Below are 25419 nucleotides of genomic sequence, written 5' to 3'. Positions count from 1 at the left end.
GCATTATAGGATTACTTATGCGAGATAACAACTAGTTTCAATTCGCAATCAGATGGAGAAAAGCATGTCCAAGGTGCGCGTCGCAGGGTTTTCGGTTTCTGTGGATGGTTTCGGCGCCGGGCCGGAGCAGGGCCTGAATGATCCGCTCGGAAAGCGCGGGCCGGAAATGTTTCAATGGTTCTTCCACACGCGCACCTTCCGCGCGATGCTGGGTAAGGACGACGGTTCTTCCGGCATCGACGAGGATTATGCGTCCCGCGCCATGGCCAATTTCGGCGCCTTCATTCTCGGGCGCAACATGTTCGGCCCGATCCGCGGCGAATGGCCCGATGATGCCTGGAAAGGCTGGTGGGGGCCGAACCCGCCCTATCATGCGCCGACCTATATCCTCACCCATTATGCACGCGAACCGCTCGTCATGGAGGGCGGCACCACCTTCCACTTCGTCACCGGCGGCATTCATGAGGCGCTCGATCAGGCGAAGGCGGCGGCCGGCGATAAAGATGTGAAGATCGGCGGCGGAGTGGCGACCGTCCGCCAATATCTGCAGGCGGGTCTGATCGACGAGCTGCATTTCGCTGTGTCGCCCGTCGTGCTCGGCAAGGGCGAAGCAATGTTTGCAGGCATCGATCTTCCTGCGCTGGGCTTCCGCGTCACCGAGCATGTCGCCAGCGAAAAAGCCACGCATCTCGTGCTGGCGAAATAACCGAGCCGCCGGTTCAGTCCGGCGATCTCTCCGGCGCGAGCGCCGCCGGAAACACATTCATCCCGCCGCCTGGACGAGGCGGCGGTCCAAGGCCATCTCGTCCGGTGTCATCAGCGTCACATTTTGCCCATGCTTTTCAGGGCGTTTTTCATGTGCATCTTGCAGTCGTCCATCTTGTTGGCCGTCATGGAATCCTTGGCCATCATCATCTCCTTGGAGGCCATTTCCTTCTTTTCCTTCATGGCCGGATCGGTCATGGCGTCCATGTCGGACTGCATTTTCATTATCGACGCCTCGTCGCATTTCATCATCGCATCCTGTGCAAGGACAGGCAATGCGGATGCGGCGGCGACAACGATGGCTGCAGCTGTGCGTTTCAACATCGTATTCTCCTCCTTCTGGGCAGCATTGCCCGTTGCAAATGGTGAAATGCATGTGCCCAAGAAGGTGCCGCGGCGCGGGATGAAGTCATGCATAAATCAAGGACGTGAGATTAGCCCGGCATCACCCGGTAGACGCATGCCATCCCCTCCACGCCCCGAAGCGGAGCCTCGAAGGCGACCGCCCTGTGTCCGGAGAGCAGCCGGCTGACGTCAGGCGCCGAAAACAGGGCTTCGGATAGACAGATCTCGCCGGCCTCGGCCAATGACTGCACTCGTGCCGCGACATTGACGGTCTGCCCGAAATAATCGAGGTTGTCGTTCAAGGTCACGGCGATCGACGGGCCGCAATGGGCGCCGATCTTCAGGATGATGCTGGGATCGCCATGCTCGCCGTTGAAGCGCTCGATTTCTTCAAGCATATGCAGAGCAGCCGAGATGGCGTCGCTCGGGCGGGAGAAGGCCGCCATCACCGCGTCGCCGATCGTCTTGACGATTGCGCCCGAATGCTCCTGCACCGTGGCGCCGAGCAGGGCGAAATGTTCACGCACCAGTGCATAGGCATTGAGATCGCCGAGCCGCTGGTACATCGCGGTCGACCCCTTGAGATCGGTGAACAGAAGCGTCACCTGACGGATGCCGAGGCCCTCCCTTTCATCAACGCATTCGGAGCGAAACAGCCGCCGAAATGTCTGGCGCGCAAGCAGCATTCCGCCCGACATGTAAGGATCGAAATCGAGAACAGGCTTGATGGCCTGCGCCAGAATCTCGGGGGGCCAGTTGATGAGAAGCAGCGAGCCACGCACGGCAGCCGAGTTCTCGACTTCGACGATGACCGGACCGGGCCGAACCGCTGAGGACGAGCGGCAAAAATGCCGACCGTCGTACCCAATCCTGAGGAGTGCCGGCGCCGTAACGGGCTCGCCTGCAACCGGCAGCGCAAAGCTCGCCTGGGTCTCAACATTGATGCCGGCAAGCGCACCTGGGCCGAGTTCAGCCCTGATCGTCGTGACTGAACCCGGCGCCAGGAAGGAAAGGCCGCGCACCAGCCCTTTCAGGACGTCGAGAAAGCGGACCTGCTGACCGGGCAGTCGCGCATCGCTGAGAAACCGTGCCTTCCAGTGAAAATCCTCGACCGAGAGCGAGCCGGGATCGTGAAAAGACAGCCGGCGCAGTTGCGGCGACACTGTGAAGGTGACCTCGATGAAATCGTCGAGGTCGGTTTCGCCGGAGACGTCGCACAGGCCGCAGACATAGTGCGTCTTCAGCGTTCTCAAGGCGCCGAAACTGTCGAGCACCATTCCGGATTGGGGACACACGACGTCCCAGCGCATCTCGAACAAACCGCTGCGCGTCGCATGGAGAAAGAGATCGATGCTTTCCGCCTCCGAAATGGCGCCGTCGTGCGCGAAAGCCAGCGGGTTGATGCGGTAGAGGGACAGATCGTCACCGCTGCGGATCAGGCTTTCGAATTTGGCGATGCCCCGCGGACTCCAGGACCGGGCCTGCCGGATCTCGGTCATCTTGCTCTCGAGGAGCCGTTCCTGAACGTCAGTCATCTGACGCCTCGCAAAGTTCGGCCGGTCCATGCGACCGGGATCGCCGCGATTATAACAGACGCTCGTCCGGGCGGATCAAACGGAGCCTGGCCAAGCAGAAGTCTTACGGATTAGCCCGGTAAGGCGACGCCAGGGTTTCAGAAACTTTTCCCGCTCGACATCGCCCAATCTCGGCATTCGCTGTCTGCGACATCCTACCTGCGTCAGCGGACCAGAACGCTCGGCAGTCCTGTTCTCGACTTGTCGTCAACCAAGCGTGTCCAAATAGCTGTGGCATTGCTGCAGAATGAGCGTAGAGAAAGGACGCCGCGCCATCACCGTTGCCATCGATCTCGTTCAGATGGACATCGCCCAGGACGGGCTTTTTGTCGAACTGTCGAAGCAGTTGGACCATCAGTAGAAAGCAGAAATCGGTCCATCAGGGCTGCCCCCTGCGCCGTGATAGGGTTGCGATAATCCGTGGGCGGCTCGCAGAAAGCCTCTCATTTGCCGTGATGCGGTCCTTTGTTAGGAGTTCACAGTGTCCCGGATTCGAGCTTTTCGAGGTAGGCTGCGAACATCTCGGCCATGGCTTCGGCGTAGGTTTCGATCTCGCTCAAGCTTCGGGGAGCCTCCGAGAACTGCTTGCCCACCGTGGCGAGCGTCGTGACGATCAGGTCACCGGCAAGTGCCCGGCTTGCCTCCGAGACCGATGGCAGCACCTCCTCCATGAACAGCCCGATGATGCGGTCTCCCGACGCCCTCGCCGCCTGCGCCTCCGGCGCATCGCGATAGAGCGGCGCTGCGTCGTGAAGCGCCACTCGCATCGCCGCCTCCTCACACTCGGAGCGAAGAAAGGCGTGAACGAGGCTGCGCAGCCGTTCGAACGGCGGTCGTTGTGCATCGGCAAGAATATCGGCGAGCATGCCGTTCGTCTGCCGCCATTCGTCGCTCTGCAGCCGGAAGAGGATTGCCGCCTTGTTGGGGAAATATTGGTAGAGCGAACCGATACTGACGCCCGCCCTCTCCGCTACCCTCGCCGTGGTGAAGCGATGGGCTCCCTCACGCGCCAAAACCTGAGCAGCAGCATCGAGGATCGCCGCCACGAGCTCCGTCGAGCGGGCCTGCTTAGGCTGCTTTCGTGAAGAAATCCGGGTACTTGGCCGGTCGCTCATGGCGGCGCTCCGCAATGCGATTGGAAAACGCGAGGGAATATTCGTATTTTTCACCCAGCGCAAGAACCTCATCATTCCAAGGAGCCCTCCAATGACGACACTCACCACCGCGCCGCTCGCGCCTCTCCTCCACCGCCTGTTCGAAGAAGCCGCTGCGGCGACGAGCCCCGCCATATGCGAGCTTTCCAGCGAGGAGAGGATGCGCCTGATCAGCAGCAAGACGGAATATCTCGACCTTTACGGGCGCCTGAGGGATCTCTGGCTTCCTGTCTCGCGCGAGGCCGGCACGCTGCTCTACATGCTGGCGCGCAGCTGCCGTGCTCAAACGATCATCGAGTTCGGCACATCCTTCGGCATCTCGACCCTCCACCTTGCTGCAGCACTGCGCGACAATGGCGGCGGCCGGCTGATCACCAGCGAGTTCGAACCGTCGAAACTGAGGCGGGCGCGCGAAAACTTGACGGCTGGCGGCCTCATCGACCTTGTCGAAACCCGTGAGGGAGATGCCCTCCACACCCTCGGCACCGATCTTCCTGATACCATCGACCTCCTGTTTCTCGACGGCGCCAAGGGCCTTTATCGTGACATCCTGGAGCTGGTAGAAGACCGACTTCGACCGGGTGCCCTCATCGTCGCTGACAATGCCGACCTCAGTCCCGAATATCTCGCCCGCGTTCGCTCCGCCGCCGCTGGCTATCTGTCCGTCCCGTTCGAAGAGGACATCGAGCTGTCGATGCGCGTCTGAGGATATTCGCAACTGGCTCCGCGCCCTCACCCTTGGATGTCCCGCAACGCCATCAACGGTGAGGCCGCGCCGCCGCGCACAAGCGTCGCACAGCACCAACGCAGCCATCTCAGGACAAAGCTGGTCCCGCTCAAAGACTTTTTTCGAAGAACGTATCCGGATATGGATCGTCATTGAACCGCTCGATCTCGGTCCAGCCGGTACCGCGATAGAGCTGCTGTGCCTCGGCAAGAACGCTGTTGGTATCCAGACGCAGGAGCCGGATGGACAACTCGCGGGCGATCGTCTCGGCAGCCGACATAAGCCGTTTTGCCATCCCGAGGCCACGCGCGGAAGGGGCGACCCAGAGCCTCTTGATCTCCGCCACCTTGCCGCCATTGCCCTTCAACCCGACACAACCGATCGGCAGGCCGTCGGACATCGCGACCAGGAACGCGCCGCGCGGGCGGATCATGTCCTTGGCGTCAGGATCGCGGGAAAGCGAGACGTCGAAACCCTTGTCGAAACGGCGTGCGAGTTCGCCGTAATATTCGTTCAGGCAATAGCGGGCATCGTCGTGCCGAGGATCTTTCTCCTCCAGCACGATCTGGTCGCGTCCAAGCGAGCAGGCGACCATATCCATGGCGCGCAGGAGTTCGTCCGGGCGGCGATGACGCGCCAGAAACGCTTCGGCCTGGGCATTGGAAAGTGCTTCATAAGCCTGAAACTCGCACTCGCCGATGCTGGTCAACCTGGTGATGCGGCGACGGGCATCGCGATCGTTCGGGATGGTCTCGATCAGCCCCTCCTCCTCCAGCCCGCGCAGCAGACGGCTCATCAGGCCCGAGTCAAGACCGAGATAATCGCGGATTGCCGCAACATCCGATTGGCCACGACCGATCGAATTGAGGACGCGAGCAGCACCGAGCGGACGACCGCGTCCAAGGAAAGACGTATCCAGAGCGCCGACTTCAGAGGTGACGGCGCGGTTGAAGCGACGGACGCGGGCGACAGGATCGCAAGCCATATTATCTGACTTAAGTCAGATAAATTCCGCTGTCAATTCCGGCTGCCAAAATGGACCCGAAGTGCTCGAAGTGTCAGCCGGGTGCGCCGACCGTCTTGCGCATCCTCACTCCCTCACCTATGGCAATGCAACTTCCCCTCCACAGGGCTGCCCCGTGCTCCGCTTTATCCTCCACGCTCTGATCGTCATCATTCTGACGCTGCTCACCCAGATCGGCGGCCTCGCCTATTTGATAACGCTTGCCGTCGCACGCGCCTTGCGCCTGCGCCGATTTGCGGCCAGCCTCGCGCTCTTTCTGCTTCTCTACGCCGGCGCCACCTTCGTCGCGCACCTCACCGCACCCACATTCGGCCGGGTTCCGCTTTCCTGCTTCGCCGGCACTGCCGATCCGCTGGTCATCCGCTCGCCAATCTACTGCGCGCTCAACCGCAACTACGTGACGCCTGAACTGCGCGATCTGGCAGGGGCACTCGCCGCCCACATGGATAAGCAGTTTCCCGGTACCGTTACCGTCGCGTTGGATGCGAACTTTCCCTTCGCCAACGGTTTTCCGCTACTGCCGCATCTCTCACATGCCGACGGCAAGAAGCTCGATTTCGCCTATTATTACAAAGATGCCGACGGCGCCTTCCTGAACGGCGCCACACGCTCCCCGATCGGCTATTTTGCCTTCGAGGAGCCTGCCCCGGGCGACGAACTGCCCTGCGCGGGTCGCCACGACTGGCTCACCACGCGTTGGGATTTTGATGCCCTGCAGCCTCTCTTCCCTGTCTACGGGATCGAGGAGCAGCGCACCGCGGCAGCGATCGCCTGGCTGACGACGGAAGGCGTCGCACGCTATGACCTGCAGAAGATCTTCATCGAGCCGCATCTGAAGAATGCGCTTGGCATCACCGACGCCCATGTCCGCTTCCAGGGCTGCCGAGCCGCGCGTCATGATGACCATATGCATATCCAGATTGAATGAGCGGCTCGCTTGCACACGGCAGGAAATCCCATCTACGCCATGTACTCCGTCCCGCCGGGGTGATGCCTGACCTTTTGATCAGGCACCACCAACCATTCGAAGAGGCGCCCTTCCCGGCTGTCGCCCGATTGGATATTCTTGCCAGCCATTGTCCCTGAATGAGAGGTTTGCTTGTGAGTGTCGGCCTGATTGCCCTCCTTGATGATGTCGCAGCGCTTGCGAAGGCGGCCGCCGCTTCTCTGGACGACGTAGTCGCCCAGGCGGGCAGAGCCGGCGCCAAAGCCGCCGGCGTCGTGATCGATGACGCAGCCGTCACGCCGCGTTATATGACCGGCCTCTCGGCGGCACGCGAACTGCCGATCATCGCAAAAATCGCCATTGGTTCTCTCAAGAACAAACTGGTGTTCCTCCTGCCGGCCGCACTCGTCCTCAGCCTTCTCATGCCGCAGGCAGTGACGCCGCTGCTCATGCTCGGTGGGCTCTACCTTTGCTACGAAGGCGCCGAAAAGGTCTACGAACTCGTCGTGCCGCACGCGGCCCATGCCCACGAGAACGCCCTCGAGACGATCAGCGTCGACCCCAAAACCTTCGAGGACGAAAAGGTCGCGAGCGCCATCAGAACCGATTTCATCCTCTCGGCCGAGATCATGGCGATCACCCTTGGCTCGCTGTCGGAGTCGGGTCTGGCGATGCAGGCGCTGGTCCTCGCCCTGGTCGGCACTCTGATCACAGCCGCTGTTTACGGCGTCGTCGCCTTGATCGTGAAGGCGGACGACTTCGGCCTCTGGCTTGCCCAGCGCTCTTCCCGCTCGCGGACAGGCGCGTTCCCGCGCTTGCTCGGGCGCGGCCTTGTGCGGGGCATGCCCTATCTTCTCAAGGTGCTGGGTCTCATCGGGACGGCGGCGATGATCTGGGTCGGCGGCGGCATCATTGTGCACGGCGCCGAAGGCTTTGGCTTTGCCTGGCTGAGCCATCTGCTCCACGATGCCGGAGAAGGCGCCGCGCATGCAATGCCGGCCGTTGGCGGCGTGGTTTCCTGGCTGGTCCAAGCTGTCGGCTCAGGTCTCGTCGGCATCCTCCTCGGCCTTGCAGCCATCCCGGCCGTCGGCTACGTCGTTGCGCCTGCATGGCGGTGGTGCGCAGCACGCCTGCGCAGGATGAGGACCGCGTAAGCGAGTGACAGCAGATGTTGCTTGCGACATCACGCGTTGTGCAGAAGGCGCCATGATGGCTCGCAAATCTTCCTTGGCGCGAACCAGCCCTGCGGCGCGGCGCAACCAGATGCTTCGAAGTGCCGGCACCATCAACCAGTGTCCCTTTCATCGTAAGCATGCTGCGCCGCAAAGATTGCGTCCATGTTCTGCTCCGCCCAGTGAGCGGGTGCCGAAACCGCCGCCATCCTCTCCGAAGCGATCAGCAAGCCTGTCGCCTTGCTGCGCCCCGTCAGTTCCATCATTTCAGCGTTTCGGCTCTGCTTCCGGGGGGAGCCGTACTCCGGGATTCTCGACGCCCAGGACAGCTAAGGTTCCCATGGAAAGGCTATGCCATTTCAAACGATTTTAAAAATCGCCGACGCAGGGCTAATCGATTTTAATTTTGTGATTAAAACTTTCTTGTTGCGACGCAAAAGAATCTAAACATTACTTCTGCCGATGCTCGGTCTGTTCGTTGGAGAACTCGCATGACGATGACATTTCCGCTAACCGAAAAGCGCAATGCCGATGCGTTGCTGAAACACTTGACGTTGCACAAACTCAGCTATCCCGGAAACTGCGTCGTGTCGCTCAAGACGTACGTCGCATACGTCACGTCGTCTCACACGACAGCACTCGGGACCGCCCGCACCGCCTGGTAGGAATGTCTCGGAATTTCGGGATGTCTGTGCCCTTCGCTTATGCTCAAGGCGCCCGTCGAATACTCTTCACCCTTATCTGCCCGATAGGCGCCTCTCCCCGCCGGAGAGAAAAGGAGTAAGCCGCGCAGCTTTCGTTCTCGCAACGGAGGTCTCACGGAGGGGCGAGACGTTGCCGTACTTGCAAAAATTCCTATTCTGGTCGCCGCCGATGCGATGAAAAGCTGAGGCATTCCAGAGTTTGCGATAGGAATTTCAGGCCACAACATGACGACTCTCGGCCGCCCGGATCTCGGCGACATCCCACCATGGCGACTGGGGGGATCGCCGGTTACCGGCCGCGTGGCGGCCATACACGCGGCTGGCGCAGATTGGCCTGTTCTATGCTCTGGCGGTTGGGGCGTGGTCGCTCGGGGGCTGGCTGTTGGAGATGCCGCCGCCATCTGCGGTCGGGATGCTGGTGATCGCCCATTTTTTCTGGCAGACGCGGCGGTTAGACCTTGCCCGCCCGGATCTGAATTACCGCCTGTTCCTCGCCAATATCCTGACCGGCGTGCTGCTCGCCGGCACCGCGTTGGCGGGCACATGGTGAGCGGTTCGAGGACGAAATACGAATGATCGGTCTCAAACAAGGCGTGCTCGCCGCGGCCATGATGCTGGCAGCAACGATGGCGTCCGGACATCAGGCGCATGCCGAGCCATGCGAACCGGAAACCTTCGAAGCGGCAAAATATGTCGTCTGCACGCTGGAAGGAGGAAAGGCCGACCTGCGCCTGTTCTGGAAGGGCGCCGATGGCGCGCCATACCGCACTTTTTCGAGCCTTGCCGAAGCCATTCGCACCGAGGGGAAAACGCTGGTACTGGCCGTCAATGCCGGAATGTACCGAGCCGATTTTTCGCCGATGGGGCTGTACGTCGAAAACGCCACGGAATTGAAACCCGCCAATACCACAGAGACGGGAGGCGCCCCCGGTCAGGTCCCGAATTTCTACAAGAAACCGAGCGGCGTGTTCTTTCTCGGTGAAGCAGGCGCCGGCATACTTCCGACCGATGAATTTCTGACGCGTGCCCTAAAAGTGCGGTTCGCCACGCAGTCCGGCCCGATGCTCGTCATCGCGGGAAAGCTGAATCCGATCTTCATCTTCGCATCGACAGATCGAACCCGCCGGAGCGGGGTCGGCGTTTGCGCGGACGGCGTGGTTCGCTTCGCAATCAGTGAAGACAGGGTCAATTTCCACGATTTCGCACGGCTCTTCCGGGACCGGCTGCAATGCGCCGACGCCTTGTTCCTCGATGGCGGACGAGGTGTTGGGCTTTACTATCCGGCATTGGGCCGCAACGACTGGTCCTGGCACGGCGGCTACGGCCCCATTTTCGGACTTGTGGAATAAGCTGATCTCCCCATCGATCATTTCGACGGGCTGGACACATTCAAAGACCTTCCCTCCGACGGGCGCTGCGTACGCGATCTCTGGTTCTGACAGGCTGGCACCTGTCGGCCTCGGGCAGGCAATGGCGCCTCAACCGCGCCGAGCCGCCTCGATCGCCGCGACATCGATCTTTCTCATCGTCATCATCGCGTCAAAAGCACGCTTCGCCTGATCACCACCCGCCGAGAGCGCTTCCGAGAGGACGCGGGGGGTGATCTGCCAGGACAGACCCCATTTGTCCTTGCACCAGCCACACTCGCTTTCCTGGCCGCCATTACCGACGATGGCGTTCCAGTAGCGATCGGTTTCTTCCTGATCCTCCGTGGCGATTTGAAACGAGAAGGCTTCACTGTGTTTGAATGCAGGGCCGCCGTTCAGACCGATGCAAGGAATACCCGCGACGGTGAATTCAACAACCAAAACGTCTCCCTGTTTGCCGTCAGGATAATCTCCCGGCGCCCGAGTGACAGCACCCACCGCGCTGTCGGGAAAAGTCGCGGCATAAAAGCGGGCGGCATCCTCAGCGTCTTTGTTGTACCATAGGCAGATCGTGTTTTTTGCCATTATGCGGTCCTTCCCTCTTGGTTTGCAATTCCTGTTCAAATAAGAGGGAAACCGCCTTTCTCCAGCCCATACAGCTTATTTCGGCGAGGGCCTTGTTCGGCTTGATCCACGCACCCGGCGAAGGCGATCGCCGCGCAGGCGATACGCGCAGATCGCGGATGCGTATCGATGACTGGCTTGACGGCGGCTCCGGCGCCACGACATCCATAAAGATCTGGAACCATCGCTTGCTGTGTCCGGCCGCAAAGCGTGTCAGACTGTGCAGGCTGCGCATCGTCTGCGCGCCGATTGAAAGGTACGAAGCCAATGCACAAGTTCACCGTTACCCTCACCCGCGAGATCGACGCCGATACCGCCGAGGAGGCAGCCTTGCTCCTGTATCAGGAACTTTCGAAGGGACCGGTCCCTGACCGCTACTCGGTCACCGACGAGAAGAAGGCGACCACGGAGATAAATCTCGACCGGAACAAGGCTGATGAATTCGCCAGCATCGATCACACCGCCGATCCCGGCAACTGGTAAAGCCAGGCGTTCACAGGGACGGTGGCAACAAATCCCCTGCTTTGCGCCGGGAGCGCAAGTGCGGTAGGTGCAGAATGCCGTTCCGGCGCGAATGCCGGATGCAAGCGGCCGCTCCATCGGAAATATGCCAGTCAAGGAAAACAAGTGAGCTCACCTGTCAAAATAGCCGTCGCCGGCGCGAACGGCCGCATGGGTCGCACCATACTGCCGCTGCTCGCGGCCGATCCGGCTTTTGCGGTCATCGGCGGTATCGGCCGTCCCGGCTCCGCCGGTGAAGGGCTGATCGACCGTGCGGCCGCAATCGCAGCCGCCGACGTGATCCTGGATTTCACGACGGGAAATGCCGCCGCCGAACTCGCCGGCCTCTGCGCCTCGGCAGGCGGGCCGGCCCTGGTGATCGGAGCGACAGGTTTCGAGCCGAATGAGATCCAAAGGATCGCAGCCGCCGCCCGAACGATTCCGATCCTGCGCTCCGGCAACTTCTCCATTGGCGTCAACATGCTGGTCGGCCTCGTCGCCCAGGCTGCGCGCGCTCTTCCCGCGCATGGCTGGGACATCGAAATCCTCGAGGCCCACCACAACAGAAAGATCGATGCACCATCCGGTACGGCGCTGATGCTCGGCAAAGCAGCCGCTGAGGGCCGCGGCGTTTCCCTCGCATCCGTCGAGCGGCGTGGGCGTGACGGCGTCACCGGCCAGCGACCGCCCGGCGAGATCGGCTTTGCCGTCGTGCGCGCCGGCGGGCTCGTCGGAGAACACAGCGTCCTGTTCGCCGCCGCCGATGAAGTCGTGACGCTGTCGCATTCGGCTCTCGATCGCGGCATGTTCGCCCGCGGCGCGCTTGCCGCCGCCCGCTGGATCGCAGGGCGCGCACCCGGCGAATATGGCATGCGGGATGTGCTGGGCCTGACGGCAGAAGGCGCGAATAGACCGAGTGAAGAGGCTTGAGCACCTTCTTGAATCAAAATCTACACCGACACACTCTCCATCAGGATTTTCATCACGGCAACCTCCGATTCAGGCGGCATCCTGCAACCCCAATCCTGCTGGAGGTCAAGAGGCCGGATGGCCCGCCGCGCGGCCCCGGCCTAACCCACCAGCCGCCGCGCCATCATCACGTCGTCGATCTCTCTGCCATCCTCCAGCACGCCGCCGGGGATACGGCCGATCTCGGCAAAACCTTGCCGCTGGTAGAACCGCATCGCCGCCGAGTTTTCGGCGCTGACGAAGAGTTCCAATTGACGGATGCCGATATCGCGCGCGTGATCGGAAATCGTCTCCAGCAGTTTGACGGCAAGGCCCGTTCCGCGAAGCTTGGCGCAGACATAGACCATGACGATCGTGGCGCGGTGGGCCATCTTGCTCGGCCGCTGCCGAAACAGGCCCATGATGCCGACGGGTTCGCCTTCCTGAAAGGCGATGAAAACCGGTTCGCTCAGCCGATCGCGCCACTCCTGCAGAGACAGGATTTCCCAGTCTTCGTAGCGGCTGGCAAAGGAAGACGGATCGGCGCGAAGCGCTTCCAGGCGGATACGCCGAAAAGCCTCCACCTCGTCTCCACCTATGAGCCTGATCGTCACGCCGCCTGCATCCATCGCCACCTCCCGGAATATCGGAGATATGTCATCGCAGCCGGCTGCATTGGATGCAATCGGGAAAGCGGCGGGTTCGGCTTCTGTTGTCCCGTCGCGGCACGCCAAGGCTCGAGAGAACCTCGTCATGAGGGAGGTTGGAGGGCACCGCACCAACGAGGCTGGGAGAACCGGGCGCGAACGCTGCTCCCAATTCCCTCATCCCTGTCCTCGGGTCAGGCCCGAGGACAGGGATGAGGGAGGGGAAGTGGCGTCCGTCAAAGGTGCCCAAAGGACAAGCGTCCCCATGCAACAAACCTAACGACAGCACCATCACTGCGCCGGAGTTCCCACCCTGCCACCCTTGCGAACAGTCGGCTCGCCGGTTGGGCGGAGATCCCATTGATCGGTGCGGACCGATGGTCCTTGGGTTGGTTGCTGGCCGCTCGCCCCCGGTGCCGGTTCGCGGGTCGACCGCACGACCAGATCATCCGGTTCGAAGGCCGTCTGATCCCCAGGCCTCTCCATCTGAAACGATGCAATCTGATGGATGACGACGAGAAGAACTATCCCGACCGCCGAGCACACGAGCGCATAGAGAATGAAATATTTCAGTGCACATCCCTCGCTGATCGACAGAGCGGCCTTGACAGCAGCGCGAATGATATTTCGCACATCATTGATGGATACTTAGAGAGAAGGCAATAGATTTTAGCAATTCCTGGAAAATTTCAAAAATAGACAGCATGAAATAGAAACTTTATTGGAGAAAATCGCGCAATGCCTCACGCATTGCTTGATTTCTGCAGCATCCCGGCCAAAGGCGAGGAACCTATGGCTGCAACAGCTCAACCCCGCTTGAACCGCATCCGGAATTCACGGGGGCTGCAGCCCTCGCGCTCTCGAAAGACGCGAGAAAAATAGAACGGGTCTTCGATGCCGACCATGGCTGCGACGGTTTCGATCTTCTCGTCTGACGTGGCGAGCAGTTGCTTGGCCTGGTCCATACGCGCCCGAAGCTGGAAGTCCTTGGGCGGCATGCCCGTTTCGGCGATAAATTTCCGCCGCAGCGTCGCGGGAGATATGCCATGCTCGGCGGCAAACGAGGCAAGGTCGAGCGGCTGCAGCGCCCTGCCCCGCAACGTCTCGACGAGATCGCCAGTCGCGCCCTCGCCTTTGCGACCTGCCGCAGCGCTCGCCTGCCGCGCAGCGGTGATGACGATGCGATGGAGCGCCAATGCCGCCGAGGCCTGTCCGAGATGGCTGTCGTCGATGAGATCAGCATGCAACTGCGCGAAGAGCCGCACCACCTCCTCGATATGGCGCAGAGTCACGAGGGGATGGCGCTCGTCAACCAGCCGCATCCGCACGAAATCGCGCGTGAACGAACCTTCAAACAGCGCCCAGCGCTCATCCCATCCGCCTTCGTCAGGCCCATAGGAGTGCGGGCGGTTCGGAAACAGCCAGAAGAGCGCCGGCCCCTCCACGGGCTGGCGCCCGCCTGCAGCGGTTTCGAGAAACCCCTGCCCGCGCTCCACCAGCACGGCTGCAAAACTCGGCAGCTTCCTGTCCTTGACGGCATGGCGCGCATGTTGCCTGCCGCTGCCGGCCACGGCAAGCCCGCCGGCGGCGGCAAGGGGAGATCGATAGATGGCCTCGGCTTGTGTCATGAGCGAAAAATCCAGCTGCAGCTTTCCTCCATGGCGGCCAGCCCACGCAGCCCGCAGGCTGAAGGCAGGTAAGTCAAAGCGGGGGTGAATGAAATGTCAATTGTCGCGAATGCCGCCGAGATGCAAACGCCCCTCGCCGCCCATGGTAAAACGATCCCCGCTGCAAGGCTCGGCGCACTCGCGCCGACCGATCCCGGAATTGGCACCGAGGCTATCCGCCACCGCTATGAGGAGCATGGTTATGTCTGGCTGAAAGGCCTCCTGCCGCGCGCCGAAGTGATTGATTTCCGTCGTTGGGTCTTCACCCACCTCGCCGAAGCCGGCCTGTTGGCGCCGGGCTATGATCTTGCCCTCGGCGTCGCTGCCGTCGGGGACGTCGACTGGAACCTTGCCAACCGGCGCCTGATGTCGATCGTCCGCTCGGCTGCCTATGAAGGCTTCTGCGCCCAGCCGCGGCTCGCGCACTTCATGGACATCTTTCTCCAGGGCATCTCCTATCTCCATAAACGCAAGCTGATGCGCTATGTCCAACCCGGCACGGCGGTGGCCACGCCCGCCCATTACGACCTCGTCTACCTCCGCGGCGGCACCAGCCGGCTCGTCACCGCCTGGATCCCGATCGGCGACACTCCTGCCGAAATGGGCGGCCTCGTCTATCTCGAAGGCTCGCATGCGCTCGGCCGCGGGATGGAGGCCGAATTCCAGGCAAAGAGCGGTGATCTCTCGCCGGAAGAGCGGATCAGCGCCTATAACAGCCACATGGCCGAGGGCGGCTGGATCTCCAAGGATCTGCCCGACATGGCCCATCGCTTTAACACCCGCTGGCTCGCCGCCGATTACGAGGCTGGCGACGTCGTGCTGCACTCCCCCTACATGATTCACGCCGCCACCACCAACGAGGACCGCGCCCGGCGGCTCCGCCTCTCTACCGATATCCGCTACCAGAATGTCGACGACGAAATCGACGTCCGCTGGAACAACCATTGGAGCCTGGGGGATATGCTGTAAGGCTTTGCTCCGCGCCGCAATGCTTCAGCCGAAGCCAAACCCGCCTGGGATCGATCCTTTGCGAACCAAGACAGCCACTGCGATATCGGCTAGACTTGCCGGCACCGACAGCTTGCTTGGAGGCGGTCCCCAGGAGCGGCGGGCGTCGGTGCAGGGGGAACCCGCATGTCGGCAATCGCATCTTTGTTTCAGGAAGCCGCCCGGCTTGCAGCCGGCTTTCGTGAGCGCGCGCCGGCACGCCATGTGCCCCGGCACGATTACGCCGCCTCGCTCGCCGCCTTCGACGAGCCGCTGCCGGCCGCTGGCGCCGAGATGGGCGATGTCATCAGACAGCTCGCAGCGGACGCCGAGCCCGGCCTGCATTTCACCACCGGCCCGCGCTTCTTTGGCTGGGTCATCGGCGGCTCTCATCCGGTCGGCGTCGCGGCCGATTTCCTCACCAGCGCCTGGGGCCAGAATGCCGGAAACCACGTCGCCGCCCCGGCCGCGGCCGCCGTCGAAACCATCGCGGCGAGATGGCTTCTCGACATCCTGAAGCTGCCGGCCGAAAGCTCCGTCGGCTTCGTCACGGGAGCCACGGTCGCCAACTTCACCTGCCTTGCCGCCGCCCGCGGCGAGGTGCTGCGCAAGGCCGGCTGGGATGCGGATGCCAAAGGCCTGTTCGGCGCGCCCGAGATCACCGTGCTGATCGGCGACGACGCCCACACGACGGTCTTCTCGGCGCTTCAATTCCTCGGTCTCGGCCATGACCGCGTGCTGCGTCTGCCGACCGACCCGATGGGACGGATCGATCCGGCCGCACTCGGCGACGCGCTTGCCCCGGTCAGCGGCCCCTGCATCGCCATTCTCCAGGCCGGGCAGATCAATACAGGCGGCTTCGACGAGTTCATCCGCTTGATCCCGGCCCTTCGGGAAAAAGGCGCCTGGGTGCATGTCGACGGCGCCTTCGGTCTGTGGGCGCAGGCTTCGGAGAAATTCAGCCATCTCAGCCGTGGCGTCGAGACGGCCGACAGCTGGGCAACCGACGGCCACAAATGGCTGCAGACGCCCTATGACTGCGGCTATGCCATCGTGCGCCACGAACTCGCCCACCGCCGCGCCATGACGATCGCCGCAAGCTACCTGCCGCTCGCCGCCGAGGGCGAGCGCGATCCTTCCCATTACGTGCCGGAGCTTTCCCGGCGCGCCCGCGGCTTCGCCACCTGGGCGATGCTGAAACATCTCGGCCGCGATGGCATCGCCGCCCTCGTCGACCAATGTTGCGCGTCCGCCCGCCTGCTGGCCGAGCACCTCCAGCGCGAACCAGGCATCACCATCTTGAACGAGATCACGCTGAACCAGCTCATCCTCCGCTTCGCCGCCGACCGCCCGGACGATGAAAGCGACGCCATCACCCGCAAGACCATCGCAAAGATCCGCGACGACGCCACCCTCTTTGCCGGCGGCGCCAAATGGCGCGGCCACGACGTCCTGCGCCTCTCCGTCACCCATTTCCAGACGACCGCGGACGAAGCCCGGCTGGCCGCCGACAGCATCATCGCTGCCTTCCGGAGCGTCAGCTGCGGCTGACGCCAGTGCTAATTAACATTGCGTCAGAGTCGCCATTGCATATTGCGTGCGCTGCCAAGTGCCCAGCCACCCGCCCCCCTCCTTCGAGGCTCCGGCCTCTGGCCTGCGCACCGCAACAACACGGGACGAGGGCGTCCACGCGCCGGCGCTGCCGAAGTTCCGCACACCGTAGCGGATCGGCTATTGACTCATCTCCGAGCAAAGCTACCGTCCTCTGTGCAGGACTAAGGATTCAGCCAGCACCCCTCCCTCGCCACATGTTCTCAACGGCCTCCCATGTCTCAATATCTCCCTGCGATTGCCGCTCTTCTCGCTCTGGTGCCGGCCGCCTCCCATGCCAGCGAGGCACGTGGCAAATCCACGCCTCCTCCGGCGAAGGACTGCGCTGAGGTCAGCGGAACTGCTCTGTCGGGAACAGCCGAGGGCTCGGCCTATGCGGCAGCCGAGCTCAAATGCGGCGCAAAGCTGTCGCTGGTGCTTCAACGCCAGACCGGCAGGAATGGAACCCTTCCCGTCTGGACCGTGATCGACCAGGTGACGATCTCAAAGCCGTCGCCCCGCCACGAGCTTCTGCAGCCGGCCTATTGCTCATCCAGCCGGTTTCCCGACGTCGCCGTCTTTGCGCTCGGCAGGATGGTGGAGCAACCGGATGGCTCCTATCGATCCGAGAATGTGGTCAAAGCCTGGCGGTTCGACGTCAAGCGCGAAAGGCTGGCGGCCATTCCCGCCGACGACGTGATATGTGTGTTGGACGGGGTTGATTGACGGTCTGTGTGGTGAGTCCGATGATAAGCCGCCCCTCATCGTTCGAGGCTCAAGCCTCCGCACCTCAGGACGGGGGCTGACCGTCGGGCCAAGCGCCGCCGAGGCTGACAACGAACCAAGGCCGCCCTCTCTCCGCCCTCCTCCTGAGGCGCCCCCGCAGGGGCCTCGAAGGACGAGGCCCGCCACCACGAAGCTATTGGATTTACTGGAACTAGCAGAAAGGCATAATTCCGGCTTCATCGCCGAACGGCGACGACCGAGCTGGCGCGGTAGCGCGACAGCTGGACCCGGTTGGATTGATTGCCTCCAAAGAGGTAGACGTATTGGCGTCGCTGATCGAAATGATCGAACAGGCTGACATGGAACCGCCTGCCGCTTCGGATGACAACGACGTCTCCCCGCTTCGCCGAGCGGAAGAAGACCGGCTTGCCAAAGCTTTTCCAGGATACCGCCATGTTGGGATTGGCCGGAGGCTGGCGAGACGATCGTTTGGCGACGAAGGCGAGGAAAGCTCCGCACCACGATGTTCTCCGGGGATTGATGCCGAGAAAAGAAATGGAGCGTTCATGCATGCGATCGTATTTCGAAGCCGTGACCAGCATGTCGGCCTCACACGGTACGGCAAAAACCGTGAGGGCTATGACGAGAATAATTCTCATTGCTTCTCACCATTGTCTGGATAATTTGGAACATCCGAAATGTGGCGAAGAAAAAATCGCAGGCGGAAACGTATGTTCAAATAATGGCAGCAATTAGAATCAATTTAGCCGCGTATTTCCACGAAAATACCCAATGATCAACGAGGAAGAGGGCGAACGACATGGCTTGAAAGCAGACAGTCCGACGATCGGAAATGCGCTGATTGCACACCAGAAGAAGGAGAGTGTCGCGATGAAAGCCGCCTTCGCCCCTAATGAGCCGGCCAGCCCCCACCAAGGCCCGATCATCATACCCACCGCAGCCTAACACCATTGCATAGCTCGGCTTGGCCACTCAACGAGATATATTCCCAGCGGCGCGACGAATACTTGGACCCAAAGGGCAATACATTCTCCTCGCGCTAAGCTCCCACCTGACTGCGCCAACCGGATCGGACTGCCTCGGCCCCTTGCTGACGAACAACCGATCCGGCGGGCAATGACGGTCGCGCGAGCTCCGTGCGACGTGCCGAGCAGCGTTGAACCGCGAGTACCAAGCAGCCTTGTTTGAGGGTATCGACGCGGAAAGAGGGCTGTGAGAGCTTGCCGACGAGGTTTGAAAGATGGATTGTCGATTCCGGTTGGGCTGCGAAATCAGGCCTTGGCCGAGATCGCACTCAGTTCCTCGAGATCGAGATCCCGCTCCAGCTCGCGTAACGTTTCGTCATCGATATCGCCGGCGCGGTGGAGTCGGATGAGTTCCCGGCGTCCCGTTGCAACAGCCTCGAGAACGACATCGAAGTGAGCGTGGAGAACCGGCACGTAGTGCTCCGTTCTCGCGGCGTAGTCGACGATCGCTGTGGCCCTTCGCTGGTATCGCTCCAGCAATTGAGGATGGATGAGAGTCCCCTCTGCATCATACGCCAGGTTTTGTACCGTCCCGAGCTGCGCCTGCGCCATGGCGGCTTCGGCCTCACTCATGGTAAGGCGCGCCCGTTCCAACTCGGGGCCCGCCAGCCGCGCCCAAGCAATCACCCGCCCCAACGTCGTGCCCTGCACAAGTACGGTTCCGAGAATAACGGCGAACGACGTTACGAGGATGAGGTCGCGGCCCGGGAAATCTTCGGGCAGGCTGAGTGCCAAGGCGAGCGTCACCACCCCGCGTATGCCCGCCCAACTGAGGACGGCGGCGCCGCCGGCGCCCAGCGGTCGGGCGCGTTCGAAGCCGAGGACAGCACAGAACCGGATGACGAAATCGGAGGCGAAAACCCAGGCAAAACGCGCGATCACCAGCGCAAAGAGGATCGCGAGCATCGGCAGACCCATGGTCGCGAGCACGGTGGCGAAGCCGCCGCCGCGTTCGACCACGTCCCGAAGAGACAGCCCGATCAATGTGAAAACAGAAGCTTCCATCAGGAAGATCATCACGGTCCAGAAGGACGTGCCGCGCATCCGCGTTGCGGCTGAAAAGACGGTGTGCTGGTGCCAGGATGCGATCAACCCTGTGGTCACGGTGGCGATGACGCCGGAAACATGCAGCAACTCGCCGAGCAGATAGGAAATCCAGGCGAGCAGCACGGTGGCGGCGATGATGAGATACTCGTCGCCGAGACGCCGGACAAGTTTGACCCATGTCGTTCCGATAACGGAACCGACGACGGCGCCGCCAAGCGCCAGCACAAAGAAGTTGCCGGCCGCTTCCATCACGCTGAAAGTTCCTGTTGCGGCGGCGGCAACGGCAAAACGGAAGAGAACCAGACCGCTCGCGTCGTTGAGCAAACTCTCGCCTTCCAACAGAATTTGAAGTCGCCGCGGCAGCCTGACATGCTCCAGCACCGCGCGGGCTGACACTGCGTCCGGCGGCGAAACGATCGCGCCGAAGGCCGCGCAGGCAGCCCAGGGAAGTGCTGGAAAAAGAAGATGCGCAGTCACGGCCACGACCGCGCAGGTGAACAACACGGCACCGACGGCTAGGGAGGCGATGCCGATCATGTGGCGCCGTAGGCGCGCCAGGGGGATCGACCAGGCGCCGTCCATCAGGAGCGGCGGCAGAAAGATGACGAGCACCAACTCGGGATCGACGGTGATTGCCGGCAGCCCCGGCACGAAGGCAAGCAATGCACCACCGGCCAGCAGTGCGACGGATGGCGGCAGTGCGAGCCTATGGGCGGCATATTGCAGCGCGATGATCGCAAGGAACATCCCGATGACAAGCTCGAACAATTGAGTTGGTTCCATCTGCCCTGCCCCCGGCTTGGAAACTGACGTCGAATGCCTACAACATAATCTCTCGGATCGAAATCTACCCATCCCGCGCTTGTCACGGTTTTCCATATCAGCCAACAATTGCGCTTGGCCGTCACGAAAAGTTTGCACCGGTACGAATTTACTTGCCCTTCTTCAATGCGGCATATGTTTCTGCATGCATGCAGGCAAGCGGCGTGAGCGGGGAAACATGACTTCAACACACGCAGACAAAACCGGTGATGCCGTCAGCCGAACCGGCTTTGTCGGATTGGTCGTTGGCGCCGTCGGCGTCGTCTATGGTGATATCGGCACCAGCCCGCTTTACGCCTTTCGCGAGGCGCTCAGACCGTTCACGGCCGATGGCGTTCACGAGTTCGAGGTAATTGGTCTCATTTCGCTGATGGTCTGGACGCTAACCGTGATCGTGACCTTCAAATATGTTCTGTTCCTTCTCAGGGCGGACAATGACGGCGAAGGTGGCACCCTCTCGCTTCTTGCCCTCCTGATGAAAAAGATGGGACGAAACGTGCCCGTGCTGTTCTTCGCGGGCCTGATCGGAGCAGCCCTCTTCATCGGCGATGCGATGATCACGCCTGCCCTCTCGGTCATGTCAGCGCTCGAAGGCCTGAAGCTGGTCACGCCGACCTTTGCCGAGTATGTTCCGCCAATGTCGGCAGCAATCATGATCGCTCTGTTTGCCGCGCAGTCGCGCGGAACCGCCGCTGTTTCAATGTTTTTCGGGCCGATAACGGTATTGTGGTTCCTTACCATGGCGGCAGGCGGCGTCATCCATATCGGCGACGACTGGAGAATTCTCGCCGCGATCAATCCCATCAACGCAGTCTCGTTCCTCGCCCATGCCGGCACCGTCGGCCTCATTGTGCTCGGCGCCGTTTTTCTGACGGTGACGGGTGCCGAAGCGCTGTATGCCGATCTCGGGCATTTCGGGCGGCGGCCGATTCACACGGCGTGGTTCGTGCTCGTCTTTCCGGCATTACTGCTGAATTATCTCGGCCAGGGCGCTCTCGTCCTCAGCCAACCTGCTGCGATCGCCGATCCGTTCTTTCTGATGTATCCCGACTGGGCCTTGCTGCCGGTGGTTCTCCTGGCGACACTCGCTACAATCATCGCGAGCCAGGCCGTGATCACCGGCGCATTTTCGTTGGCCCGCCAGGCGGTTCACCTCGGCTTTCTGCCAAGGCTGCGGATCAAATTCACCTCGGAGACCAACACCGGCCAGATTTACGTGCCGAGCGTCAATCTTCTCCTGCTGATCGGCGTGCTGATGCTGATTTTTTCCTTCGGCGACTCGGAATCCCTGGCGACGGCCTACGGCATCTCGGTGACTGGGGCCATGGTGATCACAACCATGCTGGCCTTCCAGTTTCTCCGCGCCGTCTGGGGTTATTCTCTCGTGCTCGCCGCTGGCGTGCTGCTGCCGCTCTTGGTCATCGAAGTCGTTTTCCTGGCGGCCAATCTGCTGAAGATCTACGATGGTGGTTGGGTTCCTGTCGCCCTGGCACTGGTGATTATGATGCTGATGTGGACATGGACACGCGGGCAGGCCTATCTGAAGCGGCTGCGCGCGAACAACGAGATCCCGCTCGATTCCTTCATCCGCTCGATCGAGCGAAAGTCCGATCATTCGCCGGTTACGGTTCCGGGAACGGCGGTCTTCCTGACGAGCCTCCCCGACAGGACGCCGAATGTCCTGCTCCACAATCTCAAGCATAACCACGTGCTTCACGAGCAGAACGTCATCCTGACGGTCTGGACCGAGGATGAACCTTACGTTCCCGACAGCAGGCGCACCAAAATCAGCCAGCTGTCGCCGCGTTTCGTGCGTCTCGATATCACCTTCGGCTTCATGGACGAGCCCGATGTCACCAGGGCGCTGGCTCTCTGCCGGGAGGGAGGCTTCAAGTTCGAGATCATGAAAACGTCCTTCTATCTCGGTCGCCGCAACCTCGTCAGGACGCCGAACACCGGCCTGCCCGGCTGGCAGGAACGCATATTCATGGCTCTGGAAGGCTTTGCCATCGACCCCTCCGACTATTTCAACCTGCCGTCCAACCGCGTCGTCGAGCTTGGCGAACAGGTTGCCATATAAAGTCTGATGGCCTCGCCCTGCTTCGCGGCGGCAGCCTCGTCACCGTCGATCATTGCCGGGATTTAATTGGAAGTCCCGGCCTATCCCCCTTACACGCCAAGTCCCGAGACAAAGGAGAGCATATGAAGAGGCGGACTCTTGTACTTGGCGGCGCCGCGATTGCCGCATCGTCGGTCGTTGCTGCGGCAATCTGGCCGCGGCGACATGTCGTGGCGGCAGCCAGGACATTCGCCTGGAAGGGCACCGATTTCCTGAGTGGCGGCACCAAGTCTGTCGCCTTGGAAAAGCTGCCCGCGCCGCTCTTCCGCACTCGCCCGATTGCCTCGTGACCATCGCCCAGACCCTTGGTCCCTGCCATGTCAACGACGTCCCGGCCCGCCAGGACATCTCGGAAGGAGAAGCCGGACTACCGTTGCGGCTGGCCCTCCGCATCGTCCATGCAGCCGATTGCCTGCCGGTCGAAAACGCCGATATCGAAATCTGGCATACCGATCACCGTGGTATCTATTCCGGCCGAGAGGCTGCGAAGATGTGTACGCTTGGTGATGCCGAGGCGATAAGCGGGCTCGCCTTTCGCGGTCGCCAGCTGACTGACATGACCGGCCAGGCAAGTTTTCTGACCGCCTATCCGGGATGGTATAGTGGCCGCACGCCGCATGTTCATTGCCGCATCCTCGTGGATGGCAAGGAGCTTCTCGTCAGCCAGGTCTATTTCGACGATGCCTTGAGCGACATCATCTATGGTGAGCATCCCGATTATCGTGGACGCCCCCGCCGCGATACGCGCAACGACGACGACGGCCTCGTTCCGCAGGATGCCACCGATCACATCTTCGATTTTGAAAAGCTGGGTGGCGGCGTGCTTTCCGCCACGATTACGATCGGCCTCTCTTCCTGAGCCGATAGCAGCGGAGCGACGGGTGAGCCCTTTCCACACGCATCATGAAACCAACGGCAGCATTTCTGCGTATTTCCCCTCGACGGCAGAACACAGACCGCGAGGGATGGTGGCATCGTCAGAGAAGGAAGCATCGCCCATATAGCCAAGCATACCACCGGGAGGGGCTGGCGAGATTGATGCTGAGGCTGCCTGCCACGCGGGCGACGATCAGAGCCGCCGCAGCGGGCCAACCCCATCTCTATGAGCTGTGCGGCGCCTATGGCGAAGCCTGCTCCGTCCTCGACAGCATGCGCAAGGATTGTCGGCCGATTCTGCGATCGTCCCTGAATACGAGATCATCTGCGCGGAAATAGAAGCCGACGTCTTGCGAACGCTGCTCGGCGACCTCTGATGGTCCCTGCCGCCACGGCTTCTCGCCGTAGCGGCGTGCGTCCGGCTATCCTCAGTGCAGCACGCCGTGATGAAGGATAGAGGCGATCACCGGGTCCGCTTCTGAATGATGCAACGGCTGAGGCGTGATCTCATGGTGCGAAATTTCGCTGCCGTTTTCCGGGCCAGCAAGATCAGCGGCTTCGATGGTGACGCCGTGATCGCCGTTGCCGAGTGTCAACCCGTGCTTTTCGACAGCCGCCTTGCCGAAGTGACGAAGCAGCAGGGTTTCATCCGATACACCGTTTTCCCAGATGGGATTGTCGTGATGGGCGCCGACCTTATCCGCAGCAATCTTGTCGGCAGCAAGTTTCAGGTCATTGTGGGATGTGACCCCGGTGTCCGATACGAGGCTGACGCTCGCATCCGCGGCGGCGAGGCTGTCGGCGCTTGCAAGCGTGGTAGGACCTTCTTCGATGATCGTGTTATCGCTGACGGGAAACGTGCCTGCGGCGATGATCGAGGGGGAGATGCTATATGGCGTGACATCACTCGCGATGAAATTGTCATGGAAGGATCCGGATGCCGGCCGGTCGACCTTCAATGCTGCCTGGGTCAGGTCATCGAAGAGATTGCCGTAAATATCGATGCCCTCGCGAACATAGGTCGTCGTGCCGGCGGAGCTGACCGACACGCCCCAGACGCCGTCATGGATATAGTTGCCTGATATATCGTAGTTGCGCGTATCGCCCGTATCGCCAAGACCGATGGCGTAAGACCAGCTGTAGCCGCCATAGCCGGATATATCGTTGTCATGGATAGCAATATCCGTGCCGGCCTGCGCGCTGATCCCGAAGCTGCCGCCAAGGATGGTGTTCCCCTCGATCACCGCGTCCACAGGCCGGATGAGCGTCAGTACTCCCTTCGGCGTCACCGCACCGGTCTGATCGAGATAATTGCCGGTGATGACGATGTTGCTGCTGTCGTTTAGCTGGACGGCATCCGCCGCAGTGCCGTGGGCGTTCGTGACGGTGTTGTTGAGGAGAGTGACCCCGTTGATCTTCTCAATCCAAATGCCGTCGCCGTTGACGTCATTGATCGTACTGTTTTCGATGGTGATGTTGGAGCCGGTCCGGAAGGTGATGGACCCGGATTTCGACAATCCGGTGTGATCGACCTCGACATTACGAACGGTCCAATTTGAGACATAACCACCATAGATGGCTGCGCCGCCGGTTTCTGAGATCTTGATATTCTCGATGACGATGTTCGACGTATAGAGACTGTGAATGGCATCATTGGGGCTGTGAATGACAGGCGCGTCGCCGACCCCATAGCTGCCGATGGTGATCGGGGCATCGACGGTGCCGGAATATTTCAGGTCGAGCTGATCGTTATAGACGGTGCCGGCCGCAAGCAGCACGCTATCGCCCGGCTGCAGCTTCAGGTTTTCCACTGCCCAGAACGACGCAAAAGGCGCGTCTGCACTGGTTCCGGCATTGGCGTTGGAGCCCGTCGCTGAATTCACATAATAGATTGTCATATCGCCTTGTTCTCGCATTGTCGCGCAACCGTCTGGCTCAGCTGCAACGAGTGGATCGGATGCGGTAGGGACTGAAGGCCATATCAACACGGCCTTCGATTGCCGTTACGGCGTCGACAGGGACTGGCCTGCCTTGCTCCGGA

Annotated in this window: 25 protein-coding genes and 4 pseudogenes; 17 read left to right on the top strand and 12 right to left on the bottom strand. The window is 61.4% G+C overall.

The window, feature by feature from the left end; translation table 11 throughout:
* Positions 1–64 precede the first annotated feature (64 nt).
* The gene (locus tag HJB91_RS04180) at positions 65–706 is read left to right on the top strand and encodes a dihydrofolate reductase family protein (protein WP_221153492.1); all 642 of its coding nucleotides are present in this window, start codon (positions 65–67) and stop codon (positions 704–706) included.
* 116 nt (positions 707–822) lie between these two features.
* On the opposite strand, the gene HJB91_RS04175 is transcribed toward HJB91_RS04180, so the two are convergent.
* The 3 genes from HJB91_RS04175 to HJB91_RS04165 all read right to left on the bottom strand — a co-directional run bounded on the left by HJB91_RS04175 (position 823) and on the right by HJB91_RS04165 (position 3799).
* Entirely contained in the window at positions 823–1182 is a 360-nt protein-coding gene (locus HJB91_RS04175) for a hypothetical protein (RefSeq protein ID WP_259669823.1), read from the bottom strand.
* 17 nt (positions 1183–1199) lie between these two features.
* The gene (locus HJB91_RS04170) at positions 1200–2645 is read right to left on the bottom strand and encodes an adenylate/guanylate cyclase domain-containing protein (RefSeq protein ID WP_221153491.1); all 1446 of its coding nucleotides are present in this window, start codon (positions 2643–2645) and stop codon (positions 1200–1202) included.
* A 515-nt stretch (positions 2646–3160) separates the two neighbouring features.
* On the bottom strand, positions 3161–3799 hold the full coding sequence (locus HJB91_RS04165; RefSeq protein WP_221145349.1) for a TetR family transcriptional regulator: 639 nt from the start codon (positions 3797–3799) through the stop codon (positions 3161–3163).
* A gap of 91 nt (positions 3800–3890) precedes the next feature.
* On the opposite strand from HJB91_RS04165, the gene HJB91_RS04160 reads away from it, so the two are divergent.
* Positions 3891–4544: an O-methyltransferase gene (locus HJB91_RS04160; RefSeq protein ID WP_221153490.1), complete on the top strand. Its 654-nt coding sequence runs from the start codon at positions 3891–3893 to the stop codon at positions 4542–4544.
* Positions 4545–4674: 130 nt separating this feature from the next.
* On the opposite strand, the gene HJB91_RS04155 is transcribed toward HJB91_RS04160, so the two are convergent.
* A complete protein-coding gene (locus tag HJB91_RS04155; RefSeq protein WP_221153489.1) occupies positions 4675–5550 on the bottom strand; it encodes a bifunctional helix-turn-helix transcriptional regulator/GNAT family N-acetyltransferase in 876 nt (291 codons plus the stop codon).
* A gap of 154 nt (positions 5551–5704) precedes the next feature.
* Here HJB91_RS04155 and HJB91_RS04150 point away from each other — a divergent pair, with 154 nt between their 5' ends.
* The 6 genes and pseudogenes from HJB91_RS04150 to HJB91_RS31105 form a co-directional block, all read left to right on the top strand.
* Entirely contained in the window at positions 5705–6517 is an 813-nt protein-coding gene (locus HJB91_RS04150) for a hypothetical protein (protein WP_221153488.1), read from the top strand.
* 173 nt (positions 6518–6690) lie between these two features.
* Positions 6691–7689 carry a DUF808 domain-containing protein gene (locus HJB91_RS04145; RefSeq protein ID WP_221153487.1) on the top strand — a complete coding sequence of 333 codons (999 nt, stop codon included), beginning with the start codon at positions 6691–6693 and terminating at the stop codon, positions 7687–7689.
* A gap of 509 nt (positions 7690–8198) precedes the next feature.
* Positions 8199–8372, top strand: coding sequence for a hypothetical protein (locus tag HJB91_RS04140; protein ID WP_210630903.1), 174 nt, complete (start codon positions 8199–8201; stop codon positions 8370–8372).
* Positions 8373–8739: 367 nt separating this feature from the next.
* A pseudogene (locus tag HJB91_RS04135) lies at positions 8740–8961 on the top strand (4-hydroxybenzoate octaprenyltransferase); the annotation flags it as partial.
* Positions 8962–8983: 22 nt separating this feature from the next.
* A complete protein-coding gene (locus HJB91_RS04130) occupies positions 8984–9760 on the top strand; it encodes a phosphodiester glycosidase family protein (RefSeq protein WP_221153486.1) in 777 nt (258 codons plus the stop codon).
* 6 nt (positions 9761–9766) lie between these two features.
* Positions 9767–9850, top strand: a pseudogene (locus HJB91_RS31105) (GFA family protein); the annotation flags it as partial.
* Between the two features lie 39 nt (positions 9851–9889).
* Here HJB91_RS31105 and HJB91_RS04125 read toward each other — a convergent pair.
* Both HJB91_RS04125 and HJB91_RS04120 read right to left on the bottom strand, forming a co-directional pair.
* On the bottom strand, positions 9890–10363 hold the full coding sequence (locus HJB91_RS04125) for a VOC family protein (RefSeq protein WP_210630901.1): 474 nt from the start codon (positions 10361–10363) through the stop codon (positions 9890–9892).
* On the bottom strand, positions 10320–10637 hold the full coding sequence (locus HJB91_RS04120) for a hypothetical protein (RefSeq protein WP_221153485.1): 318 nt from the start codon (positions 10635–10637) through the stop codon (positions 10320–10322). Before HJB91_RS04120 ends, HJB91_RS04125 begins: the two co-directional genes overlap by 44 nt.
* Positions 10638–10669: 32 nt before the next feature.
* Here HJB91_RS04120 and HJB91_RS04115 point away from each other — a divergent pair, with 32 nt between their 5' ends.
* Both HJB91_RS04115 and dapB read left to right on the top strand, forming a co-directional pair.
* Complete coding sequence (locus tag HJB91_RS04115; RefSeq protein WP_210630900.1) at positions 10670–10885, top strand: hypothetical protein; 216 nt, start codon at positions 10670–10672, stop codon at positions 10883–10885.
* 144 nt (positions 10886–11029) lie between these two features.
* The gene (gene dapB, locus HJB91_RS04110; RefSeq protein WP_221153484.1) at positions 11030–11833 is read left to right on the top strand and encodes a 4-hydroxy-tetrahydrodipicolinate reductase; all 804 of its coding nucleotides are present in this window, start codon (positions 11030–11032) and stop codon (positions 11831–11833) included.
* A gap of 140 nt (positions 11834–11973) precedes the next feature.
* On the opposite strand, the gene HJB91_RS04105 is transcribed toward dapB, so the two are convergent.
* From HJB91_RS04105 to HJB91_RS04100, 3 genes are all read right to left on the bottom strand, one after another.
* On the bottom strand, positions 11974–12480 hold the full coding sequence (locus HJB91_RS04105; protein ID WP_221153483.1) for a GNAT family N-acetyltransferase: 507 nt from the start codon (positions 12478–12480) through the stop codon (positions 11974–11976).
* Positions 12481–12789: 309 nt separating this feature from the next.
* Complete coding sequence (locus HJB91_RS30550; RefSeq protein ID WP_311043516.1) at positions 12790–13119, bottom strand: hypothetical protein; 330 nt, start codon at positions 13117–13119, stop codon at positions 12790–12792.
* A 185-nt stretch (positions 13120–13304) separates the two neighbouring features.
* Complete coding sequence (locus HJB91_RS04100; protein WP_221122696.1) at positions 13305–14126, bottom strand: AraC family transcriptional regulator; 822 nt, start codon at positions 14124–14126, stop codon at positions 13305–13307.
* Between the two features lie 93 nt (positions 14127–14219).
* Between HJB91_RS04100 and HJB91_RS04095 the strand changes: the two genes are divergently transcribed.
* The 3 genes from HJB91_RS04095 (at position 14220) to HJB91_RS04085 (ending at position 17468) form a co-directional block, all read left to right on the top strand.
* Positions 14220–15134, top strand: coding sequence for a phytanoyl-CoA dioxygenase family protein (locus tag HJB91_RS04095; RefSeq protein ID WP_221145352.1), 915 nt, complete (start codon positions 14220–14222; stop codon positions 15132–15134).
* Between the two features lie 165 nt (positions 15135–15299).
* The gene (locus HJB91_RS04090) at positions 15300–16703 is read left to right on the top strand and encodes a pyridoxal-dependent decarboxylase (protein WP_221153482.1); all 1404 of its coding nucleotides are present in this window, start codon (positions 15300–15302) and stop codon (positions 16701–16703) included.
* Positions 16704–16979: 276 nt separating this feature from the next.
* The gene (locus HJB91_RS04085) at positions 16980–17468 is read left to right on the top strand and encodes a hypothetical protein (protein ID WP_221145354.1); all 489 of its coding nucleotides are present in this window, start codon (positions 16980–16982) and stop codon (positions 17466–17468) included.
* 236 nt (positions 17469–17704) lie between these two features.
* Here the strand turns inward: HJB91_RS04085 and HJB91_RS04080 are convergent, their stop codons facing one another.
* Complete coding sequence (locus HJB91_RS04080) at positions 17705–18127, bottom strand: TIGR02594 family protein (RefSeq protein WP_210630895.1); 423 nt, start codon at positions 18125–18127, stop codon at positions 17705–17707.
* A 133-nt stretch (positions 18128–18260) separates the two neighbouring features.
* Between HJB91_RS04080 and HJB91_RS04075 the strand changes: the two genes are divergently transcribed.
* Entirely contained in the window at positions 18261–18434 is a 174-nt protein-coding gene (locus HJB91_RS04075; protein ID WP_221122693.1) for a hypothetical protein, read from the top strand.
* Between the two features lie 326 nt (positions 18435–18760).
* Here HJB91_RS04075 and HJB91_RS04070 read toward each other — a convergent pair whose 3' ends face one another.
* Entirely contained in the window at positions 18761–20344 is a 1584-nt protein-coding gene (locus HJB91_RS04070) for a Na+/H+ antiporter (protein ID WP_221153481.1), read from the bottom strand.
* Positions 20345–20561: 217 nt separating this feature from the next.
* On the opposite strand from HJB91_RS04070, the gene HJB91_RS04065 reads away from it, so the two are divergent.
* The 3 genes and pseudogenes from HJB91_RS04065 (at position 20562) to HJB91_RS30545 (ending at position 23755) form a co-directional block, all read left to right on the top strand.
* Entirely contained in the window at positions 20562–22463 is a 1902-nt protein-coding gene (locus HJB91_RS04065; protein WP_210630892.1) for a potassium transporter Kup, read from the top strand.
* Positions 22464–22585: 122 nt separating this feature from the next.
* A pseudogene (locus HJB91_RS04060) lies at positions 22586–23361 on the top strand (protocatechuate 3,4-dioxygenase).
* A gap of 44 nt (positions 23362–23405) precedes the next feature.
* A pseudogene (locus HJB91_RS30545) lies at positions 23406–23755 on the top strand (nodulation protein).
* Positions 23756–23806: 51 nt separating this feature from the next.
* On the opposite strand, the gene HJB91_RS04055 reads toward HJB91_RS30545, so the two are convergent.
* Positions 23807–25276, bottom strand: coding sequence for a right-handed parallel beta-helix repeat-containing protein (locus HJB91_RS04055; RefSeq protein ID WP_221153480.1), 1470 nt, complete (start codon positions 25274–25276; stop codon positions 23807–23809).
* Between the last annotated feature and the right edge of the window lie 143 nt (positions 25277–25419).

Origin of the sequence: Rhizobium sp. NLR10b (assembly GCF_019685435.1) — a bacterium.
In the GTDB taxonomy this organism is placed as follows: Bacteria; Pseudomonadota; Alphaproteobacteria; order Rhizobiales; family Rhizobiaceae; genus Rhizobium.
Note: the sequence above shows the minus strand (reverse complement) of the source record. Positions and strands in the feature narration are given on the sequence as shown.

What these genes read in the sequence shown, in the direction of transcription:
- HJB91_RS04180 (WP_221153492.1), top strand. Translation starts at nt 65, where the DNA reads ATGTCCAAGGTGCGCGTCGCAGGGTTTTCGGTTTCTGTGGATGGTTTC.
- HJB91_RS04175 (WP_259669823.1), bottom strand. Translation starts at nt 1,182, where the DNA reads ATGCATGACTTCATCCCGCGCCGCGGCACCTTCTTGGGCACATGCATT.
- HJB91_RS04170 (WP_221153491.1), bottom strand. Translation starts at nt 2,645, where the DNA reads ATGACTGACGTTCAGGAACGGCTCCTCGAGAGCAAGATGACCGAGATC.
- HJB91_RS04165 (WP_221145349.1), bottom strand. Translation starts at nt 3,799, where the DNA reads ATGAGCGACCGGCCAAGTACCCGGATTTCTTCACGAAAGCAGCCTAAG.
- HJB91_RS04160 (WP_221153490.1), top strand. Translation starts at nt 3,891, where the DNA reads ATGACGACACTCACCACCGCGCCGCTCGCGCCTCTCCTCCACCGCCTG.
- HJB91_RS04155 (WP_221153489.1), bottom strand. Translation starts at nt 5,550, where the DNA reads ATGGCTTGCGATCCTGTCGCCCGCGTCCGTCGCTTCAACCGCGCCGTC.
- HJB91_RS04140 (WP_210630903.1), top strand. Translation starts at nt 8,199, where the DNA reads ATGACGATGACATTTCCGCTAACCGAAAAGCGCAATGCCGATGCGTTG.
- HJB91_RS04130 (WP_221153486.1), top strand. Translation starts at nt 8,984, where the DNA reads ATGATCGGTCTCAAACAAGGCGTGCTCGCCGCGGCCATGATGCTGGCA.
- HJB91_RS04125 (WP_210630901.1), bottom strand. Translation starts at nt 10,363, where the DNA reads ATGGCAAAAAACACGATCTGCCTATGGTACAACAAAGACGCTGAGGAT.
- HJB91_RS04120 (WP_221153485.1), bottom strand. Translation starts at nt 10,637, where the DNA reads ATGCGCAGCCTGCACAGTCTGACACGCTTTGCGGCCGGACACAGCAAG.
- HJB91_RS04115 (WP_210630900.1), top strand. Translation starts at nt 10,670, where the DNA reads ATGCACAAGTTCACCGTTACCCTCACCCGCGAGATCGACGCCGATACC.
- HJB91_RS04105 (WP_221153483.1), bottom strand. Translation starts at nt 12,480, where the DNA reads ATGGATGCAGGCGGCGTGACGATCAGGCTCATAGGTGGAGACGAGGTG.
- HJB91_RS04100 (WP_221122696.1), bottom strand. Translation starts at nt 14,126, where the DNA reads ATGACACAAGCCGAGGCCATCTATCGATCTCCCCTTGCCGCCGCCGGC.
- HJB91_RS04095 (WP_221145352.1), top strand. Translation starts at nt 14,220, where the DNA reads ATGTCAATTGTCGCGAATGCCGCCGAGATGCAAACGCCCCTCGCCGCC.
- HJB91_RS04090 (WP_221153482.1), top strand. Translation starts at nt 15,300, where the DNA reads ATGTCGGCAATCGCATCTTTGTTTCAGGAAGCCGCCCGGCTTGCAGCC.
- HJB91_RS04085 (WP_221145354.1), top strand. Translation starts at nt 16,980, where the DNA reads ATGTCTCAATATCTCCCTGCGATTGCCGCTCTTCTCGCTCTGGTGCCG.
- HJB91_RS04080 (WP_210630895.1), bottom strand. Translation starts at nt 18,127, where the DNA reads ATGAGAATTATTCTCGTCATAGCCCTCACGGTTTTTGCCGTACCGTGT.
- HJB91_RS04075 (WP_221122693.1), top strand. Translation starts at nt 18,261, where the DNA reads ATGATCAACGAGGAAGAGGGCGAACGACATGGCTTGAAAGCAGACAGT.
- HJB91_RS04070 (WP_221153481.1), bottom strand. Translation starts at nt 20,344, where the DNA reads ATGGAACCAACTCAATTGTTCGAGCTTGTCATCGGGATGTTCCTTGCG.
- HJB91_RS04065 (WP_210630892.1), top strand. Translation starts at nt 20,562, where the DNA reads ATGACTTCAACACACGCAGACAAAACCGGTGATGCCGTCAGCCGAACC.
- HJB91_RS04055 (WP_221153480.1), bottom strand. Translation starts at nt 25,276, where the DNA reads ATGACAATCTATTATGTGAATTCAGCGACGGGCTCCAACGCCAATGCC.